The organism is Micromonospora sp. NPDC049359 (assembly GCF_044466585.1).
In the GTDB taxonomy this organism is placed as follows: Bacteria; Actinomycetota; Actinomycetes; order Mycobacteriales; family Micromonosporaceae; genus Micromonospora.
This window is the reverse complement of sequence record NZ_JBITMW010000016.1, coordinates 135,035-153,782: the sequence shown is the minus strand read 5'-3', so window position 1 is coordinate 153,782 and position 18,748 is coordinate 135,035. Positions and strand designations below refer to the sequence as shown.

At 72.3% G+C, this 18,748-nt stretch carries 14 protein-coding genes and 1 tRNA gene; 1 reads left to right on the top strand and 14 read right to left on the bottom strand.

All coding sequences use genetic code 11. The features are described 5' to 3' along the window. Positions 1 to 550 precede the first annotated feature (550 nt). A tRNA-Asn gene (locus ACIBTX_RS29870) sits at positions 551 to 623 on the bottom strand. Positions 624 to 952: 329 nt separating this feature from the next. On the opposite strand from ACIBTX_RS29870, the gene ACIBTX_RS29865 reads away from it, so the two are divergent. Continuing rightward, entirely contained in the window at positions 953 to 1,351 is a 399-nt protein-coding gene (locus tag ACIBTX_RS29865; protein ID WP_355051320.1) for a hypothetical protein, read from the top strand. A gap of 257 nt (positions 1,352 to 1,608) precedes the next feature. On the opposite strand, the gene ACIBTX_RS29860 is transcribed toward ACIBTX_RS29865, so the two are convergent. From ACIBTX_RS29860 to ACIBTX_RS29800, 13 genes are all read right to left on the bottom strand, one after another. After that, positions 1,609 to 2,616, bottom strand: coding sequence for a sugar phosphate isomerase/epimerase family protein (locus ACIBTX_RS29860; RefSeq protein ID WP_355051319.1), 1,008 nt, complete (start codon positions 2,614 to 2,616; stop codon positions 1,609 to 1,611). Positions 2,617 to 2,828: 212 nt separating this feature from the next. Continuing rightward, positions 2,829 to 3,323: an ATP-binding protein gene (locus ACIBTX_RS29855; protein WP_357398852.1), complete on the bottom strand. Its 495-nt coding sequence runs from the start codon at positions 3,321 to 3,323 to the stop codon at positions 2,829 to 2,831. A gap of 165 nt (positions 3,324 to 3,488) precedes the next feature. Continuing rightward, complete coding sequence (locus tag ACIBTX_RS29850) at positions 3,489 to 5,603, bottom strand: ThuA domain-containing protein (RefSeq protein ID WP_357175781.1); 2,115 nt, start codon at positions 5,601 to 5,603, stop codon at positions 3,489 to 3,491. 75 nt (positions 5,604 to 5,678) lie between these two features. Further along, positions 5,679 to 8,534: a PQQ-dependent sugar dehydrogenase gene (locus ACIBTX_RS29845; protein ID WP_357175784.1), complete on the bottom strand. Its 2,856-nt coding sequence runs from the start codon at positions 8,532 to 8,534 to the stop codon at positions 5,679 to 5,681. A 216-nt stretch (positions 8,535 to 8,750) separates the two neighbouring features. Further along, positions 8,751 to 9,818 carry a polyprenyl synthetase family protein gene (locus ACIBTX_RS29840; protein WP_357133357.1) on the bottom strand — a complete coding sequence of 356 codons (1,068 nt, stop codon included), beginning with the start codon at positions 9,816 to 9,818 and terminating at the stop codon, positions 8,751 to 8,753. Then, positions 9,815 to 11,230, bottom strand: a complete 1,416-nt coding sequence (locus ACIBTX_RS29835; RefSeq protein WP_357133355.1) for a nucleotide pyrophosphatase/phosphodiesterase family protein — start codon at positions 11,228 to 11,230, stop codon at positions 9,815 to 9,817. Before ACIBTX_RS29835 ends, ACIBTX_RS29840 begins: the two co-directional genes overlap by 4 nt. Continuing rightward, on the bottom strand, positions 11,227 to 12,426 hold the full coding sequence (gene eboE / locus ACIBTX_RS29830) for a metabolite traffic protein EboE (protein WP_357175787.1): 1,200 nt from the start codon (positions 12,424 to 12,426) through the stop codon (positions 11,227 to 11,229). Before eboE ends, ACIBTX_RS29835 begins: the two co-directional genes overlap by 4 nt. Further along, on the bottom strand, positions 12,426 to 13,283 hold the full coding sequence (locus ACIBTX_RS29825; protein WP_357133351.1) for a TatD family hydrolase: 858 nt from the start codon (positions 13,281 to 13,283) through the stop codon (positions 12,426 to 12,428). The genes eboE and ACIBTX_RS29825 overlap by 1 nt, the downstream gene beginning before the upstream one ends. A 1-nt stretch (position 13,284) precedes the next feature. Beyond that, positions 13,285 to 13,893, bottom strand: coding sequence for an EboA domain-containing protein (locus ACIBTX_RS29820; RefSeq protein ID WP_357133349.1), 609 nt, complete (start codon positions 13,891 to 13,893; stop codon positions 13,285 to 13,287). 20 nt (positions 13,894 to 13,913) lie between these two features. After that, on the bottom strand, positions 13,914 to 14,879 hold the full coding sequence (locus tag ACIBTX_RS29815; protein ID WP_357175789.1) for a sugar phosphate isomerase/epimerase family protein: 966 nt from the start codon (positions 14,877 to 14,879) through the stop codon (positions 13,914 to 13,916). Then, a complete protein-coding gene (locus tag ACIBTX_RS29810; RefSeq protein WP_357175791.1) occupies positions 14,876 to 15,739 on the bottom strand; it encodes an SCO3242 family prenyltransferase in 864 nt (287 codons plus the stop codon). The genes ACIBTX_RS29815 and ACIBTX_RS29810 overlap by 4 nt, the downstream gene beginning before the upstream one ends. After that, the gene (locus ACIBTX_RS29805; protein WP_357133343.1) at positions 15,723 to 16,889 is read right to left on the bottom strand and encodes an inositol-3-phosphate synthase; all 1,167 of its coding nucleotides are present in this window, start codon (positions 16,887 to 16,889) and stop codon (positions 15,723 to 15,725) included. The genes ACIBTX_RS29810 and ACIBTX_RS29805 overlap by 17 nt, the downstream gene beginning before the upstream one ends. Positions 16,890 to 17,535: 646 nt before the next feature. Further along, on the bottom strand, positions 17,536 to 18,726 hold the full coding sequence (locus ACIBTX_RS29800; RefSeq protein ID WP_357175794.1) for a Gfo/Idh/MocA family oxidoreductase: 1,191 nt from the start codon (positions 18,724 to 18,726) through the stop codon (positions 17,536 to 17,538). Positions 18,727 to 18,748: the final 22 nt, after the last annotated feature.

Sequence of the window (18,748 nt, the reverse complement as noted above, 5' to 3'; positions counted from 1 at the left end):
CCGCGCCCCGCGCCCCGCGCCCCGCGCCCCGCGCCCCGCGCCCCGCGCCCCGCGCCCCGCGCCCCGCGCCCCGCGCCCAAGATCCTCACAACTTCCCCGATGCTGCTGCCTCCGCCACGCGGGAAACAGCAACATCGGTGAAGTTGCTGCCCCGAACGCCGACCTCCTGCCCCACACACCCGCGCGCCTCCGCGCTTGCCGGCATGATCACGTCGATCTTGCGCTGTCGGTTGTCGAAAGGCGCGCTACATCCCGATATGCCACCGCACCAAGTGCAAGATCGGCGCGCAGGGGTGGGCCGCGAGGCCGAGGCAGAGGTTGGGCCGGGGCAAGGCGAGGCCGAGGCAGTGCCCAGGGTGGGGTCGGAGCAGGGCCGAGGGTGGGGAGGGGCCCCGGGGCGGGAGCGCCTTCAGGGACCAGGGCCGGGAGAGCCGGGGCCGGGAGAGCCGGGGCCGGGGACGGCCCGGGGGCAGGGACGGCCGAGGGGCTGGGAGGATCTGGATACGGGAACGCCCGTCGGCGTGGGCCGACGGGCGTTTGGGTGGAGAAGCTCCCCCGATTGGACTCGAACCAATAACCTGCCGGTTAACAGCCGGCTGCTCTGCCAATTGAGCTACAGGGGATCGTGCACCGCTTGGTAACCGGATCTCGCCGGCACCGTGCGACGGGGACAAGAGTACAGGACATCCCCGGGTGGTGGTCCAGTGGGTTCCACCCGCAGCACACCCGCAGCACACCCGCAGCCCGCCCGTAACCCACCATGATCCAGATTCGCAGGTCAGGGCTGGGAGGGCGTTCACAATCAGGGCAAATCGCCATCCGGGCACAAGCAGGCTTGAGCGGAGAGCAGGATGGGTAGTTAGCTGCGGACAGAGGACGCAGGCGCGAATTGGTCGCGTCCGGCGGGGCGACCCGACGGGGCGACGGCGCGTCAGGTACGGAAGGAGCCGCCATGCGCGGAAAGATCATGTTTCTTGGCGGGCTGGCTGCGGGATTCGTCCTGGGCGCCCGTGCCGGCCGGGAGAAGTACGAAGAGCTCGTGGTCCGGGGCCGCAAGGTGCTCGACCACCCGACCGTCCAGGAGGCGGCCGGGGTCGCGCAGGCCCAGGCCAACCGGCTCTACAGCGAGGGCAAGGACAAGCTCGGCCAGACCAAGCTGGGCGAGAAGCTGGGCAACGGCAGCACCGGCAAGCAGGAGCTGACCGCCGCCGACGACGCGTTCGCTGGCACGCCCGCCACCGTGGGCGCCAAGGCGGGCAGCAGCCCGGTCGGCACGACCTCCGGGTCGCCGTCGGCCACCACCCCCCGCACCAAGCCGTCCGGCTCGGGCACCAACGCAAGCACGCTCTGACCCACCCGCACGTCGACGGGCCGGCCGCCGCGAGGCGACCGGCCCGTGGTCTGTCCAGACCGTGCTCCGGCCGACCAGCCACCGGGCGACTGAGCCATCCGGCCGCCGGACAACCTAGCCACCCGCTAACCGAGCCACCTAGCTGCCCCGCCACCAGGCCACCTAGCCGCCGGCACCGGGGCACCAGGCCACCAGGCCACCAGGCCAGACGAACCCGGCCCGGCCCGGCGGTGGTCGTCGGGCCGGGCGGTGGCTCGTCAGTCCTTGCTGCTGAACGCGGCGTCGAAGGCGGCGCTCGGCGCGTCGAAGGCGAGCCGGCGGACGAACTGCAGCGCCTCGGGGGCACCGACCAGGCGGTCCATGCCGGCGTCCTCCCACTCGACCGAGATCGGGCCGTCGTAGCCGATCGCGTTCAACGCCCGGAAGCAGTCCTCCCAGGGCACGTCGCCGTGGCCGGTGGAGACGAAGTCCCAGCCGCGGCGCAGGTCGGCCCAGGGCAGGTGCGAGGCGAGCCGGCCGCGACGGCCGTCGCCGGTACGCACCTTCGCGTCCTTGCAGTCGACGTGGTAGATGCGGTCGGCGAAGTCGAAGATGAAGTTCACCGGGTCCAGCTCCTGCCAGACGAAGTGCGACGGGTCCCAGTTGAGCCCGAACGCGGGCCGGTTGCCGATCGCCTCAAGCGTCCGCTTCGTCGTCCAGTAGTCGTACGCGATCTCGCTGGGGTGCACCTCGTGCGCGAACCGCACGCCCACCTCGTCGAAGACGTCGAGGATCGGGTTCCACCGGTCGGCGAAGTCCTGGTAGCCGCGCTCGATCATCGCCGGCGGCACCGGCGGGAACATCGCGAGGGTGTGCCAGATGGACGAGCCGGTGAAGCCGACGACGGTGTTCACACCGAGCTTCGCCGCCGCCCGCGCGGTGTCCTTGATCTCCTCGGCGGCCCGCTGGCGTACGCCCTCGGGCTCCCCGTCACCCCAGATGCGGCCGGGCAGGATGTCCTGGTGCCGCTCGTCGATCGGGTGGTCGCAGACCGCCTGACCGACCAGGTGGTTGGAGATCGTGAAGACCTGGAGGTTGTGCTTGGCCAGGGTCTCCTTCTTGCGCTCGATGTACGAGTCGTCGGCGAGCGCCTTGTCGACCTCGAAGTGGTCGCCCCAGCAGGCGATCTCCAGACCGTCGTAGCCCCACTCGGAGGCGAGCCGGCAGACCTCTTCGAACGGCAGGTCGGCCCACTGGCCGGTGAAGAGCGTGATGGGTCGCGCCATTGTCCTTCTCCCCTGATGTGATGGGGATTCCGTTGTGCGGACCGGGGCGAGGGTGACCGGTCAGATCGGTACGTGGCATCGGGGCGGAACGCCGGTGGGTGCCGAGCGCACCTGAACCCGGCGGGTTGCGCCTCCCACCGGGCCACCGGCAACCGTCACGGTCGCCGCCCCCACCCTATTTCCGCCGGGCGCATCGCGAAAGCCCCGGATCGTCACCCGGCCATTTCTTCGGGGGCCGGCAGGACCGCCCGGACGGTGAAGCCACCGCCCGGGTTCGGGCCGGCGCTCAGGGTGCCGCCGACCCGCTCGACCCGGCGGCGTACCGCGACCAGGCCGCCACCGACCCGCGCCGGGCTGCGCACCGCTGGCGCGCCGTCGTCGCGTACCTCGATGGTGATGCCCTCGTCGTCGTAGCGCAGGCGGACCGCGACGGCCGCGCCCGGCGCGTGCCGGCACGCGTTGGTCAGGGCCTCTTCGATGACCCGGTACGCCGCCACGTCCACCGCCTCGGGCAGTGGCCGGGGCGCCCCGGCCAGGCTCCAGCGCACGGGCTGGCCTGCGGCGAAGCCCTCGACCAGGGCATCGAGGCGGTTCAGGCTGGGCGCCGGCCCGGTCAGCGGGTCGGGCTCGTCGGCCGGGCGCAGCGCGTTGTGCAGCCGGCGTCCCTGCGCCTGGACCATCCGGCGCCATCGCGCGTAACGCCCCATGCCGGTCAAGGTACGGCAGCCGACTGGCAGTCGATCCGCGGCATCGGTCCGACGCGCGGGACGCCGTCGGCGCGGCGGCGGTGAGGTACCGCCGCGCCGACGGCGTCATCGGGTGGTACGCCGGGGCCGCCGGTCATGTCCGACGGCCCCAGCGGGCTCGGTGGGTCAGGGCAGGGTCCACTTCTGGTTGGCCGCGCCGTTGCAGGTCCAGAGGTGGACGACGGTGCTGTCGGCGGAGTTGTTGCCGGACACGTCGAGGCACTTGCTCGAGGACGTGTTGCGCAGGCTGCCGTCGGACTGGGCCGCCCAGTTCTGCGCGCCGCTGCCGTTGCAGGTCCAGAGCTGGATCTTGGTGCCGTCGGCGGTGCCGCCGCCGGAGACGTCGAGGCACTTGCCGAGCGCCTTGATGGTCGAGTTCGGCGTCACGGTCCAGGTCTGCGCCGTACTGCCGTTGCAGGTGTAGATCTGGATCTGGGTACCGTCGGCGGTGGCGCCGCTGCGGACGTCCAGGCACTTGCCGGCGAGCCCCTTGACCGGCCCGACGCCGGAACCGCCGCCGGTGCCCTTGACGAGGGTGAAGTCGTCCACGTCGAAGAGGCCGGTGCCGCTGCCGTTGAACGTGAGGTACAGGTTCTGGGCGCCGGACGGGACGTTCGACAGCGTCGTGGTGACGTTGGCGTACGTGCTCCAGCTACCGGTGTTCGGCACCGTGACCGTGCCCAGCAGCGGCCCGGTGGCCGAGCCGGTACGGACTCCGATGGTGCCGCCCGTGCCACCCGAGACGACCCGGGAGGTGAACGAGGTGACGCCGGTCAGGTCCACGCCGTTGTACGCGGCCCAGTCGCCCGGTTCGATGTAGCCGAGCGTCTGCCCGCCGTTGGCGCCGGCCTTGGTGAACGCGCTGACGCCGTTGGCCGAGCTGAACGCCTCCGCCTGGACCGTGGTGTTGCCGGTCGGCGGGTTGCTGCCGCCCAGCTCCTTGATCCGGATGTTGCGGAAGTAGGCGTCGTCGCCCGTACCGTGGTTCTGGATGCCGATGTGGCCGGCCAGCGACCGTACCGGATCGGTGTTGGTGAAGTCGTTGATCTTCACTCCGTTGAGGAAGACCTGCAACCGCTCCCCCTCGACCAGCAGCTCGTAGGTGTTCCACTCCCCCGGCGCGTTCAGCGCCGCGTCCCGGGCGGCGATGTCGGCGGCCTTGTACGTGTAGACCGCGCCGGTGGTGCGGTCGACCGCGTCGGTGGCGTCGATCTGGACCTCGTAGCCGTTGTCGATCGCCGACTGCGGGCTACTCGACGGCGGGAAGCCGATGAAGATGCCGGAGTTGTCGTCGCCGGCCAGCTTCCAGTCCAGCTTCAGCGAGTAGTTGGTGAACTGCTTCGCGCTGTACCAGTACAGGCCCATGCCGCCGACCGAGGTGAGGGTGGCGTCGGAGTTGGTGAAGTTGCCCGGCCCGGCCTGCGACCAGCCGGTGGTGGAGCCGTTGTAGAGCGGGGTGTAGCCGGTCTCGGGCCGGCAGTCGGCCTTGCTCCGGCCGGCCGCGTACCGGATGCCGCCGAGCAGGTGGTTGCGGAACGCCGGCTCGGCGTACGACGCCTGGGTGTGCCCGCTTCCGGTGTAGAAGGAGCGGCCCCCGCTGTAGCTCTTGCACCAGGAGTGCGGGTGATCGGCGCCCATCCCGCCGCCGGAGTACGACGACTCGTCCAGCGTGGCGAGCACGTGCGCGGTGGACCGGGCGTTGGTGCGGTAGTTGTACCACTCGTCGGTGCGGGTCCAGGTCTGCGGCAGGTGCCCGGTCGCGGCGTGCCCCCGGTCCTCCACCTTGACGTTGGCCTGTTGGATGGCCGGGTGCGAGGCGAACCACGCGCCGACCAGGTTGCCGTAGAACGGCCAGTCGTACTCGGTGTCGGCGGCGGCGTGCACACCCACGTACCCGCGGCCCGAGCCGATGTACGACTCGAAGGCGGTCTGCTGGGTGGCGTTGAGCACGTCGCCGGTGGTGTTGAGAAAGACGACCGCCTCGTACTGGGCGAGGTTGCTGGTGGTGAACGCGGCGGCGTCCTCGGTGGCGGTGACCGTGAAGTTGTTGGCCGCGCCCAGGTCACGGATGGTCTGGATGCCGACCGGGATCGCGTCGTGCCGGAAGCCGGCGGTCTTGGAGAAGACCAGCACGTCGTACGGGGCGTCGGCGGCGCTGGCCGGGGTGGCCGGGGTGGTGCAGGCGATGACGGCGAGGACGGCGGCGCTCAGGCCGACCGCGGATCGCAGGAGTCTGCGCATGTCGCTCTCCTAAAACCTGTTAGGAGGGGCCCCTTGTACAACACTAGGCGGTAACAAGGGGCCCTTCCTTTCAACTCAGGGCAGGGTCCACTTTTGGTTCGCGGCGGCGGTGCAGGTCCAGAGGTTCACCACGGTGCTGTCCGCGGAGCTGCTTCCGGAGACGTTCAGGCACTTGCCGGACGCCACGTTGCGCAGCGTGCCGTCGGCCTGCGCGGCCCAGTTCTGCGCCCCGGTGCCGTTGCAGGTGTAGAGCTGGATCTTGGTGCCGTCGGCGGTTCCGGCACCGGAGACGTCGAGACACTTGCCCAACGACTTGATGGTGGAGTTCGGCGTGACCGCCCAGGTCTGGGCCGCGCTGCCGTTGCAGGTGTAGATCTGGATCTGCGTGCCGTCGGCGGTGGCGGCGCTGCGTACGTCCAGGCACTTGCCGCCCAGGCCCGTGATCGGGCCGGTCCCACCGGTCGGGGCCGAGCCGGTGACGAAGGTGAACGCGTCCAGGTCGTAGAGCGCGCCGGTGCCCGTACCCGCGAAGGTCAGGTAGAGCGTGGTGGTGCCGGTCGGCGGGTTGGTGATCGCCCCCGTGACGGTGGTGAACGTCTCCCAGCCGCCGGTCACCGGTACGGTCGCGGAGCCGAGGACCGTGCCGGTGGCCGAGCCGGCCCGCACCTGGAGGGTGCCGCCGCTGCCCGCCGAGGAGACCCGGGCGGTGAACGAGGTGACGTTGCCGAGCCGGTACGGCTGGAACGCGATCCAGTCGCCGTTGTTGATGTCACCGACGGTCTTGCCGCCCTCGGCCGGGGTCTTGCTGAACACGTTGATCCCGGAGGAGCTGCCGAAGAACTCGGCCTGGCGGTGCCGCGGCGGCAGGGTGTGCTGGGTGTGCGTGGTCAGGCCACCGGCGTCGGTGTACTCGGCGTCGAAGATGGCGAAGATGTTCGCCGCGTCGTCGTGCTCGCCGTCGACCGGGATGGTGATCGAGCCGGAGCAGCCGTTCTTCGAGGTGATCTGGTGCCCGTGCTGGTCGTGACCGAGCACATAGGTCATCTTGACCTTGGTGCAGTCGATCGTGCCGTCCTCGGGGTCGGTCACCGTGATGCTGTACGGCACGGTGTCACCGAAGCTGAAAAGCTGCCCGTTGCCGGGGTTGTTGATGGTCACCGTGGGCGCGGTGTTGCCGACGTTGATCTGCACGCTGGCGCTGCCGGTGGCGCCCTGCGGGTCCCGTACGGTCAGCGTCGCCGTGTACGTGCCGTTGGTGCTGTAGGTCTTCGTCGGGTTCGCCGCCGTGGAGGTGGTGCCGTCGCCGAAGCTCCACGAGTAGGTGAGCGTCCCGCCCTCGGGGTCGGACGAGCCGGCCGAGGAGAACGTCACGGCCAGCGGGGCAGCGCCGGACGTCTTGTTGGCGCTCGCCGCGGCGCTGGGCGCGCGGTTGCCACCGGCGACGTAGTCGAAGCGGTACAGCGCCGAGTTGGCGTCACCGTTGAAGTAGCCGGTGCCGTAGTCGAGCACGTAGTACGAGCCATCCGGGCCGAAGGCCGAGTCCATCACCTGCTTGCCGACCCACGGGAACGTGTCGATGGTGCCCCGGGAGCCGTCGGAGTTGACGTGGATGGGCTTGATCCAGCCGCGGCCGAACTCGGTGGCGAAGAACTGCCCGTCGAAGGACTGCGGGAACTTCGTGGTGGAGGTCGACGAGGCGTTGTACCGGTAGACCGGGCCGCCCATCGGCGACTCGGAGCCGCCGCCGAACTCGGTCGGGGTGCCGGCGTCACCGGCGTACCGGATCCAGGCCGGCTGGGCCGGCGGCAGGGTGGTCAGGCCGGTGTTGCGGAACGAGTTGTTGGTCGGCCCGCCGGTGCAGTTGTACTTCGCGCCGCTGGCGTTGGTGGCGAAGTCCCACTCGTTGTACGTCTCGGTGCTGGTGTTGGTGCCGGTGCAGTACGGCCAGCCGTAGTTGCCCGGAGCCGCGACCCGGTTGAACTCCACCTGGCCGGACGGGCCACGGGTGGAGCTGGTGGAGCCCGCGTCCGGCCCGTAGTCGCCGACGTAGACGACCCCGGTTCCCTTGTCGACGCTGATCCGGAACGGGTTGCGGAACCCCATCGCGTAGATCTCCGGCCGCGTCTTGGCGGTGCCGGGCGCGAACAGGTTGCCCGACGGGATGGAGTAGGTCCCGTTGGTGTTCACCTTGATCCGCAGGATCTTGCCCCGCAGGTCGTTGGTGTTGCCGGCGCTGCGCTGCGCGTCGTACGCCGGGTTGCGGTTGGTCCGCTCGTCCAGCGGCGAGTAGCCGGCGGACTCGAACGGGTTGGTGTCGTCGCCGGTGGACAGGTAGAGGTTGCCGGCGGCGTCGAAGTCGATGTCACCACCGACGTGGCAGCACAGGCCGCGATCGGCCGGTACGTCGAGGACGTCGACCTTGCTGGCCTGGTTGACGGTGAAGTCGCTGTTGAGGGTGAACCGGGAGAGGCGGTTCACTCCCTGCCAGGCCGAGAAGTCGGTGCCGGTCGCCGGGGCGTCGCCGGCGGGGGTGGACAGCGGCGGCGCGTAGTAGAGGAAGATCTGCCGGTTGCTGGCGAAGTTCGGGTCGACGCCGACGCCCTGTAGGCCCTCCTCGTCGTGGTTGTAGACCGACAGGGTGCCGATCACCGAGGTGGTGCCGTTCGCGTCGGTGCGGCGCAGGGTGCCGTTGCGGGCGGTGTGCAGGACCGAACGGTCCGGCAGGACGGCCAGCGACATCGGCTCGCCCATGTCGGTTACGCCGCGGGCGAGTTCGACCTGCTGGAAGTCGCTGGCGTTGATGGTGTGCGCCTGGGCCGGTGTCGCGCTGGCCGTGAGGGTGACCGTGCCGGCCGCGGCCACGAGGAGCAGGGCCGATCCGGCGGAGAACCATCGTCGGGACCGTTGGTTGGGTCTGTCCTTCATGGACATCTGTGCTGTCCCTTCCTGACGAGAGGCCAGGGCGGGGCGCGCGCCGTCGCGCCGGATGCCGTAGCGGGTGGTGGGGTCGATGGGTTACCGCGCCGCCGGTTCACCTCGACGAAACATTGTCGTGTTGGCCCCGACACTAAGTCGCAAGTGTCGATGTGTCCATACCTTCCGGTGAACCGGCATGAACTTTCGTCGATTTGATCGAAAGTCGGCCGGTCAGGCGCGGCGGTCGATGGCCTGCGCGGCCAACGCGACAAGCGCGGCCCGGGCCTCCTCGTTCACCGCCGCGCTCCGCAACGCGGTCAGCGCGGCCTCGGTGCGGACGCGGATCATCTGCTCGATCCGGTCCCGCGCGCCGGTGGCCTGGATGATCTCGCGCAGCTCCGCCGCGCCGTCGGCGTCCAGCGTGGGGTTGCCGAACAGCTCCTTCAGCCGCGCGGTCTGCGACCGGTCCGCAGAGCTGCGGGCCAGCGCCATCATCACCGTCGGCTTGCCCTCGCGCAGGTCGTCCAGGATCGACTTGCCGGTGACCGCCGGATCACCGAAGACGCCCAACACGTCGTCGCGGAGCTGGAACGCGTCCCCCAACGGGTCGCCGAACTCGCCGAGAGCGGCGATCAGCTCCGGTCCCCCACCGGCGAGCGCCGCGCCGATCTGCAACGGCCGGGTGACCGTGTACCGGGCCGCCTTCATCCGTATCACGGTGAGCGCGCTGGCGACCGAGCCGTCGCCCACGCCGGACACCAGGTCCAGGTACTCCCCCGCGATCACCTCGGTACGCATCAGCGCGAACACCGCGTACCCCCGGTGCACCTGCTCGGTCCCGAGCCCACACTCGTGGAACATCTGATCCGACCAGGCCGCGCAGAGGTCGCCGCAGAGCAGGGCGGTGTTGCGCCCGTACGCCTCCGGGTCGCCGCGCCACGACGACCGGGCGTGCAGGTCGGCGAAGAGCCGGTGCACCGACGGCTCACCCCGGCGGCGGTCGCTGCCGTCCAGGATGTCGTCGTGGATCAGCGCGAACGCGTGGAACAGCTCCAACGCCGCCGCGGCCACCACGATCGGGGTGGCGTCGGCCGCCCCGGCGCCGCGCCAGCCCCAGTAGCAGAACAGGGGGCGCAGCCGCTTCCCCCCGGCCAGCACGAACCGTTGCAGCGCGGTGAACACCCCCCGGGGCGCGCCGTCGGGCCAGTCCGGCCCCTGCCGGTCGAGGAAGGCGGCCAGCTCCGCGTCGAAGCGCGCCCGCAGACCGCTGGTGTCGGTGGGCGCGACGGTGACGGTCACGTCCGATCTCCCGGACCCTGCGCACCAGCGGCGCTTAACCCGGCCAGCTCCAGTAACAAGCCCTTGACCTCGGTGGCGGCGATCCGGTCCCGGGCCGCGGACGCGTCGGAGCAGAGCAGCACCGGGGCGTCCGCCGGGTCGGTGGGAAGCCGCCCGTGCGAGCCGCGGATCGCCCGCGCGCCGGCGTCCAGGCCGACGGCGCTCATCAGGTAGCGCATGCCGAGCTTCTTGCGGGCCAGCGCCACGCCGGCGCGGGCCTTGGCGGCACCGGGATTGGCCGGGTCGAAGAACAGCTCGGCGGGGTCGTACCCGGGCTTGCGGTGGATCTCGACCAGCCGGGCGAAATCGGGCGCGTTGGCGTCGTCGAGCCAGTAGTAGTAGGTGAACCAGGAGTCCGGCTCGGCCACCAGCACCAGTTCCCCGGCGCGCGGGTGGTCCAGCCCGTGCGCGGCCTTGCCGTCGGCGTCGAGCACCTCGGCCACCCCGGGCAGTCCGGCGCAGAGCTTCGCCACCGCCGGCACGTCGGCCGGGTCCTTGACGTAGACGTGCGCGATCTGGTGGTCGGCGACGGCGAACGCCTTCGACGTCCAGGGGTCGAGGTACTCCATACCGGCCTGGGTGTGCACCCGCAGCAAACCCTCACTGCGCAGCAGCCGGTTGACGTCGACCGGCCGGGACACGTCGGTGATGCCGTACTCCGACAGCACCACGACGGTGGCGTCCCGGGCGCGGGCGGCGTCCAGCAGCGGCCCGAGAACGGCGTCCAGCTCGGCCGCCGCCGTGGCGGCCTGCGGCGACGAGGGGCCGTACCGTTGCAGGTCGTAGTCCAGGTGGGGCACGTAGACCAGGGTCAGATCGGGTGACACGTCGGCCAGGATCTGCTCGGCCGCCTGGCAGATCCACTTCGACGACGGCAGCGCGGCCGTCGGCCCCCAGTAGGTGAACAGCGGGAAGGTGCCGAGCCGCCCGGTCAGCGCGTCGTGCAGCTCCGGCGGGTCGGTGTAGCAGTCCGGCTCCTTGCGGCCGTCGGCGTAGTAGACCGGGCGGGGCGTGACGGTCCAGTTCACGTCGGCGCCCATGGCGTACCACCAGCAGACGTTTGCGACGGTGTAGCCCGGCTCGGCCCGGCGGGCCGCGTGCCAGAGCTTGTCCCCACCGACCAGCGCGTTGTGCTGCCGCCACAGCAGCACCTCGCCCAGCTCCCGGAAGTACCACCCGTTGCCGACGATGCCGTGCCCGCTGGGCTGCTCGCCGGTGAGGAACGTGGACTGCACCGAGCAGGTCACCGCCGGCAGTACCGTGCCCAGCTCGGCCCGGAAGCCACCGTCGGCGACGCCGCGCAGTCGGGGCATGTGCTTCAGCAGTCGCGGGGTCAACCCCACCACGTCGAGGACCACCAGTCGCCGGCTCATCGCGTCACCTCCATGCTCACGGTTCGGTCTGCGGTCAGCCCGAGGCCGACCAGTTCGTCGCGGGCGAAGGCCAACTCGGCGGCGATGCCGGCGGCCAGCTCCGCGTCGGTGCCGGGCCGCCGTGCGGCCGGCAGGACACCCCAGGTGTACGTCTCGACGTCGAGGTGGTCGCAGCCGGCGACCGGCCCCTCGAAGAGCGCTCTCAGGGCCGCGCGGAGAACCGGCAGGGTCGAGCCGAGCGGTTCCTCGGGCGGGGCGTGCAGGGGCACGTGGTAGTGCACCCGCCACGGGCCGGGAAGCTCCCGGTCCAGGGCCTCGTCGAGATCGTCGGCGGCGTACGCCTCGTCGGCCGGGTCGGCCACGCCCGCGCAGCCGGCGCTGCGGGTCTGGTGCAGGAAGCGCGGCTCCACCCAGCGGCGCAGCGCGTCGGCCCCACCGGCCGGGTCAGCCGCCTCGACGGCGGCGGAGACCTGCACCTTCACCACGGGCAGTCCGGCCGCCCGCAGCCGGTCCAGCGCCGCCGCCGGCTCCTCCCACGCGCAGGCCAGGTGCGCGAGATCGAGGCAGACCCCCATCCGGTCGGTGTCCATGCCGGACAGCAGCGCGGCGGCCTGCCCGGTGCTCTCCACCACGCAACCGGGCTCCGGCTCGAACGCCACCCGCACCTCACGGCCGGTGTCCCGCTGCACGTCGGCCAGGCCGGCCGCGAGCGCATCGAGCCGCCGCCGGGCGGCGTCGGCCAGGTCGGTGCTCCACGGCCGCCGCCAGGCCAACGGCAGGGTGGAGATCGAGCCCCGGGCCGCGTCGTCGGGCAGCAGGTCGGCGAGCACCCGGGCCAGATCCAGGGTGTACGTCAGTCGTTGCTCGGTGGTCCAGTCCGGGTGGTACACGTCCTGCTTCACGACGGGGGCCTGGAAGGCCGCGTACGGGAAGCCGTTGAGGGTGACCACCTCCAGACCGCGCGCGTCCAGTTCGGCGCGGAGCCGGCGGCGCGGCGCCGGGTCGGCGGCCAGTTCGGCGGCGACCGGGGCGGCCAGCCACAGGCCGAGCCCGAGCAGGTCGCTGCCGAGCGCCTGACGCACCGGCACGGCGTAGGTGTCCAGTTGGGCGAGGATGCCGGCCAGGTCCTCGGCGGGGTGCACGTTGGTGCAGTAGCCGAGGTGGACCGTCTCGCCGCCGGAATGTCGCAGCCGCATCAGCTACCACCGCGCAGGATCGAGTTGCCGGTCTGCGGGTCCACGGCGGCGGGCGCCTCCACGTCGCCGAGGTCGAGCCGACCCGACTGCCCGTAGAACTCCACCGGGTTGCGCCACAGCACCTTGTCGACGTCGTCGTCGCTGAAGCCGGCCGCACGCATCGCCTCGCCGGTGGCCCGGGTCAGCAGCGGATCGGATCGTCCCCAGTCGGCGGCCGAGTTGACCAGCATCCGCTCGGTGCCGTACTCACGCAGCAACTCGACCATCCGCGACGGGGTCATCTTGGTGTCCGGGTAGATGGAGAAGCCCAGCCAGCAGCCGCTGTCCTTGACGAGCTTGACGGTCACCTCGTTGAGGTGGTCGACCACCACGCGACCCGCGTCGATGCCGGACTCGGCGACCACGGCGAGGGTGCGTTCGCAGCCCCGGGCCTTGTCCCGGTGCGGGGTGTGCACCAGCGCCGGCAGGTCGTACGCCACGGCGAGGGCGAGTTGCGCGGCGAACGCCTCGTCCTCCTCGGGGGTCATCGAGTCGTACCCGATCTCGCCGACCGCCACGACCGCGTCCTTGTCCAGGTAGCGGGGCAACAGGTCGAGCACCGGGCGGCAGCGCGGGTCGTTGGCCTCCTTCGGGTTGAGCGCGATGGTGGCGAAGTGGCGCACCCCGAACTGCCCGGCCCGGAACGGCTCCCAGCCGATCAGCGAGTCGAAGTAGTCGACGAACGACGCGGCGCTGGTGCGCGGCTGGCCCAGCCAGAACGCCGGCTCGACCACCGCGAGGACGCCAGCGCCGGCCATCCGTTCGTAGTCGTCGGTGGTGCGCGAGGTCATGTGGATGTGCGGGTCGAAGATGCGCATGTCACGCCTCCCGGGGCAGTGCGGCGGTGAGCCGGTGGAGCAGGTCGGTGGCGTCGGCGGGCAGGTCCCGGCCGGCGGCGTGCCGTTCGGCGGCGAGCGCGGCGAGCATTGCGGCCAGCTCGCCGTCGGCCCGGCCGTCCAGGTCGGCCACCGCGACGAGGGGCACTCCGCTGAACACGCACTTGAGCACCGCCTGCCGCCAGGCGGCCGCGTCGAGGTGCCGGGCGTACGGGCCGAGCGCGGCGGCGACCAGCCGGGTGTCGTTGGTCCGGATCGCGTCGTGCAGCAGCGGCACCGCCTCGGCGCCGATCGGCAGCAGCGGCAGAGCCCGCAGCACGGCCCGCCGTTCGGCGGCGTCGCCGTGCCGGTAGAGGCTCTCGGCGTACGCGGCGTGCTCGCCGGGCAGGCTGGTGAGCAGCAGCACCCGGGCCGCGTCGTCGGCGGTCCAGCCGGGTGCGTCCGGCAGCGCGGCCCGACCGCAGCGCCGGCCGGCGGCCGGAAACAGCCGGGCGATCGCGGTGGGCTCGGCCGCGACCCGGCGCAGCGCCGTGTCCAGCCAGTCGGGATCGGGTACGCCCCGCAGCGCGGCCCGCAGTGAATCCGGTGTCATTCCGTCTCCTCCCCTTGCTGCTACGCCGGCACCCCAGGTGTGCCTGTGGGCACCTCGTCTCCCGTACGGCCGGCCGGTGCGGCGGCGCGTAGGAACTCGATCGACCGGGCGGCCACGGCGGGTGCGGCGTGCGAGTCGCGGGGTAGCTCCACCGCGACCAGGCCGCGGTAGCCGGCAGCGGCCAGGGCGGCCAGCACCGGCGGGAAGTCGATCTCGCCGGCGCCGAACTCCAGGTGCTCGTGCACGCCCCGGCGCATGTCGTCGATCTGCACGTTGACCAGGTGCTCGGCGACCTCGGCGACGCACTGCGGCACCGGCTGAGGCTCCAGGCAGCGGCAGTGGCCGATGTCGAGGGTGATGCCGAGGCGGGCCGGGGCGCCGAGCGCCGCGTGCAGACGACGCCAGTCGGCGATGTCCTGCACCAGCATCCCCGGTTCCGGTTCGAAGCCGAGGGTCACGCCCGCGCTGTCGGCGGCGTCGACCACGGTGGCGCAGCCGGACACGAGCCGGTCCCAGGCGCACTGCGGCGACACCGCCTCCGGCCGTACGCCGGCCCAGAACGAGACGGCCTCCGCGCCCAGGTCGGCGCCGATCCGTACCGCCCGGCGCAGGAACTCGATCCGCCGGGTGGGGTCGTCGTGCAGCAGCGTCGGGGCGTGCTTGTGCCACGGGTCCAACAGGTAGCGGGCCCCGGTCTCGATCACCACTGCGAGACCCAGCTCGGACAGCCGGCGGCCCACCGCGGCGATCCGGCGGGTGAGGCCGGGCGCGAACGGGTCCAGATGATCGTGGTCCAGGGTGAGCGCCACCCCCTCGTAGCCGAGATCGGCGATGACGGCGAGCGCGTCGTCGAGCCGGTGGTTGGCGAAGCCGTTCGTGCCGTACCCGAGGCGCACCGTCGTCGCGTCGGCCCGGACCGCATCGGCCTGCGCGATGTCCGGCTGGGCGGTGTCGAGCCGGGCCCGGCGCGACTGGGGCACGGTCATGTCGGGGAGACCTTCCGGGCCAGCCGGCGGCCCAGTGGCGCGGCCGCCGCGACGGCCAGCCCGAGCAGGCCCGCGCCGCCACGGGCGGTGAGCGCTCCCTGGAGGGCGGGCAGGCCGGTGATCCCGGCGCCCACCGCCGCGCGGACCTTCCCGGCCGACGGATCCCGGACCACCTGCACCTGGGCCGCGCCGTAGCGGGCGGCGTACCACCCGGCCAGCACGGCGGGCAGCGCGGCGGCGATCCCAGCGCGCCGGGGTACGGCGACGGCGGCGCTCGCGGCGACCACGGCGGTGCCGGCCAGGGTACGCATCGGCAGGGCGGCGTCCGCGCCGCTGACCTCGCGACGGGACAGCGCGGTGACCGTCCAGGTGTGCGCCGCCACGGTGGCCGCCGAGGGCAGCGCCCGCGCCAGCCGGCCGCCGGATGCGCCCAGCAGCACGTCCAGCCCTCGGCAGGCGGCCATCACGGCGGGGCCGGCGGCGGTGTTCTTGGCCAGCAGGTCGTACCCCCAGATGCTGGCGGCCAGCGGCACCGCGAGCGCGGCGGCGCGGCGACCGCCCACGGCGGCGGCCAGGCCCACGCCGGCGGCGGTGAGGCCGGCGGCGAGACCCAGCGCGGCGTTCGGGGTGACCCGGCCGCTGGGGATCGGCCGCTCGGGGCGTTCGACGGCGTCGAGCCGCCGGTCGGACCAGTCGTTGGCGGCCATGCCGGCCCAGTAGAGCAGCACCGACGCGCCCGCCAGGGCGGGAGTACGTGGGCTCAGCGCACCGGCCGCCGCCGCGCCGGCCACGACGTCCCCGGGGACCGAGAGCGCGGCCGGCGCGCGGACCAGCTCGGCCAGGTCAGCCAGCGTGGTCATGGCCACCGTCCGGGCCGGCGTGCAGTCGCTGGGCGAAGCCGGTCAGCCGGGCCCACTGCTCGGCCAGCGAGTGGGTCGGCGTGCCGAGCGGGTCCTTGAAGAAGAAGCCGAGGTCGGCCAGCGGCCCGACGTGCCCGGCGGCGTGCGCGGCGGCGGTGAGGCGGGCCAGGTCGAGCACCAGCGGCGCGGCCAGCGCCGAGTCGCAGCCGTGCCAGGTGAACTCCATCCGCATGCCGGTGCCGAGGAAGCCGGCGAACGTGATCAGATCCCAGGCGGTCTTGAAGTCGCCCAGCTCCTCGACGTACTCGATGCGGGTGTTGCCCTGCGGCACGTAGCCGAGCGTCTCGCCGAGCACGCGTTGCTTGCTCTGCACCTTGGCCGCGTTGGCGGCCGGGTCGGCGAGGGTGGCGCCGTCGCCGCCGCCGAGCAGGTTCATCCCCGACCAGGAGCGGACGGCGAGGTTGCGCATCGCGAACATCGGCGCGAGTACCGACTTGACCAGGGTCTCGCCGGTCTTGCCGTCGTGCCCGGCGTACGGCAGCCGGCGCTCCTGCGCCAGCGCGGCCAGCGCCGGCAGCCGCAGGCCGGTGGACGGCGTGAAGTCGACGTAGGGGCAGCCGGCCAGCAGCGCCGCGTACGCGTACAGCGAGCTGGGCGGGAGCACCTCGTCGGGACCGTCGAGGGCGGCGCGCAACGCGGCCGGGTCGGCGTGCCCGGGGTGCGGTCGGGGCACGGCCTCGGTGGCGGAGACGTTGACCACGACCACCCGGTCCAGCTCGTGGCGCTCCCGGAAGCTGGTCAGGTCGCGGACCACGGCCGCGGCCCGGTCGGCCTGGGTGTCGCCGACCGGCGCGGGGCGCAACTCCTGCTCGACCACGCCCAACTCGTCGCGGAGCGCGGCGACCAGCCGCCCGGGAATGACACCGGCGTCGGCGAGCGCTTCGGCGCGCTTGCACAGCGGGGTGGTGGCCACGTCGTGCCCGCCGAAGACCAGGTCCGCGAAGGACGGCAGGGCGGGACCGCGCAGGTCGGGCAGCTCGGTCACACAGCCGGTGGGCCCGGCCAGGCCGGCTCGCAGCGCGAGCCCCCCGACGATGCTGGTGGTCGCGACGGAACCGCGCGCCCCTACCAGCCAGACACCTGTTCGCATGGTGCTCCTTCCCCATTTCCGAGGAACCGTCGGTACCGCTAAATATAGGAATATCAGAATATGTTTCGGAAAGATACGGCCCGGTTTCGGAAAAGTTTCGGGCCGGATGGATGGGCCCCGCCCGCCCGACCCGTACCGGTACGACGCCGGCCCGGCGTCGGCGTCGGCGGCGACGACGACGGACCGGATCTCGGCACGGGTACGGGCAGACGGGGCTGGCAGGCAGGGTCGGTCGGCGTCTCGACCCTGCCTCCCCCGCATCCGCCGGCCGGGGCGTTGGCATGCCCCGACCGGACGTCTCAGGTTGCCGCGCCCACCGGATCCTCGACCGGGGTGCGGTCCGCCGTGCGGTGGCAGGCGGAAGTGGTACGGGTGGGGGCAGCGGCGGGCGATGTCATCGGGTCCTCCGGATCGCCGGGGGTGGTGGTGGCGGTCCTCCGGTGCGGCCGGGGAATCCCGGTCCGGTCGCACCGGACGACCGTCCTATCCGTGCGCCACCGGGCCGTTAGGGCCCGGCTGCACACTCTCCGGAGCCGACCTCGTCCCGGCCGCGGGGCGCAAACCGCGGCCGGTCCCTCGCCGGTCGGCTCCGGAAAGCCGGTCGGGCGACGGCGGCGCGAGCACCGCCGTCGCGGATGGTCAGGGGTCAGACGGCGACCACGGTCAGCGCCGGTTCCACGTCGGTCCACGAGGAACCGGTCTCCGCCGAACGGGTCACCGCGTCCAGCACGAGCTGGACCTGCAACGCGTCGGCGAACGAGGGCGCCGGGTCGGTGCCGGTGGCGATCGCCTCGATGAGATCGCGCATCTGGTGGGTGAAGGAGTGCTCGTAGCCGATGATGTGACCCGGAGGCCACCACGCCGACATGTACGGGTGGTCGCCCTCGGTCACCAGGATCCGGCTGAAGCCCTGCTCCAGCGTCGGCCGGGTGGCGTCGTAGAACTCCAACTCGTTGAGCCGCTCCAGGTCGAAGACCACGCTGCCCAGCGAGCCGTTGATCTCGACACGCAGGGCGTTCTTGCGGCCCGTGGCGAACCGGCTCGCCTCGTACGTGGCCAGGGCGCCGCCGTCGAGCCGGGCCACGAAGACCGCGGCGTCGTCGACGGTGACCGGACCGGTGGCCGGACCGCTGCCGTCGACCGACTCGCCGTCGACGGTGGCCGCCAGCCCGCTCGACTCGGCCGGCAACGGCCGCTCCTTGACGAACGTCTCGGTGATCGCGCTGACGCCGGTGATCTGCTGGCCGACGACGAACTGCGTCAGGTCGATGATGTGCGCACCGATGTCACCGAGCGCGCCGGAGCCCGCCCTGTCCTTCTGCAACCGCCAGACCAGCGGGAACTGCGGATCCACGATCCAGTCCTGCAGGTACGACGCTCGGACGTGACGGATCACCCCGAGTCGTCCCTCGGCGACCATCTGGCGCATCATCGTGACCGCGGGGACCCGGCGGTAGTTGAACCCGCACATCGACCGCACTCCGGCGGCGCGTGCGGTGTCCGCCGCGGCGGTCATCGCCCGTGCCTCGGCCACCGTGTTGGCCAGCGGCTTCTCGCACAGCACGTGCTTGCCGGCGGCCAACGCGGCGAGGGCGATCTCGGCGTGACTGTCGCCCGGGGTGCAGACATCGACAACGTCGATGTCGTCCCGGTTGACGAGGTCACGCCAGTCGGTCGTGTACGCGTCCCAGCCGAGCCGGTCGGCGGCCTCGGACACCGCTGTGGTGTCCCGGCCGCAGACCAGCGCCATCCGGGCCCGCGCCGGCAGGTCGTACACGCGGTTCACGGTGCGCCACGCCTGTGAGTGCGCGGCGCCCATGAACGCGTAACCGACCATGCCGATCCGCAGTTCTCTGTCT

What these genes read in the sequence shown, in the direction of transcription:
- ACIBTX_RS29865 (WP_355051320.1), top strand. Translation starts at nt 953, where the DNA reads ATGCGCGGAAAGATCATGTTTCTTGGCGGGCTGGCTGCGGGATTCGTC.
- ACIBTX_RS29860 (WP_355051319.1), bottom strand. Translation starts at nt 2,616, where the DNA reads ATGGCGCGACCCATCACGCTCTTCACCGGCCAGTGGGCCGACCTGCCG.
- ACIBTX_RS29855 (WP_357398852.1), bottom strand. Translation starts at nt 3,323, where the DNA reads ATGGGGCGTTACGCGCGATGGCGCCGGATGGTCCAGGCGCAGGGACGC.
- ACIBTX_RS29850 (WP_357175781.1), bottom strand. Translation starts at nt 5,603, where the DNA reads ATGCGCAGACTCCTGCGATCCGCGGTCGGCCTGAGCGCCGCCGTCCTC.
- ACIBTX_RS29845 (WP_357175784.1), bottom strand. Translation starts at nt 8,534, where the DNA reads ATGTCCATGAAGGACAGACCCAACCAACGGTCCCGACGATGGTTCTCC.
- ACIBTX_RS29835 (WP_357133355.1), bottom strand. Translation starts at nt 11,230, where the DNA reads ATGAGCCGGCGACTGGTGGTCCTCGACGTGGTGGGGTTGACCCCGCGA.
- eboE (WP_357175787.1), bottom strand. Translation starts at nt 12,426, where the DNA reads ATGCGGCTGCGACATTCCGGCGGCGAGACGGTCCACCTCGGCTACTGC.
- ACIBTX_RS29825 (WP_357133351.1), bottom strand. Translation starts at nt 13,283, where the DNA reads ATGCGCATCTTCGACCCGCACATCCACATGACCTCGCGCACCACCGAC.
- ACIBTX_RS29820 (WP_357133349.1), bottom strand. Translation starts at nt 13,893, where the DNA reads ATGACACCGGATTCACTGCGGGCCGCGCTGCGGGGCGTACCCGATCCC.
- ACIBTX_RS29815 (WP_357175789.1), bottom strand. Translation starts at nt 14,879, where the DNA reads ATGACCGTGCCCCAGTCGCGCCGGGCCCGGCTCGACACCGCCCAGCCG.
- ACIBTX_RS29810 (WP_357175791.1), bottom strand. Translation starts at nt 15,739, where the DNA reads ATGACCACGCTGGCTGACCTGGCCGAGCTGGTCCGCGCGCCGGCCGCG.
- ACIBTX_RS29805 (WP_357133343.1), bottom strand. Translation starts at nt 16,889, where the DNA reads ATGCGAACAGGTGTCTGGCTGGTAGGGGCGCGCGGTTCCGTCGCGACC.
- ACIBTX_RS29800 (WP_357175794.1), bottom strand. Translation starts at nt 18,726, where the DNA reads ATGGTCGGTTACGCGTTCATGGGCGCCGCGCACTCACAGGCGTGGCGC.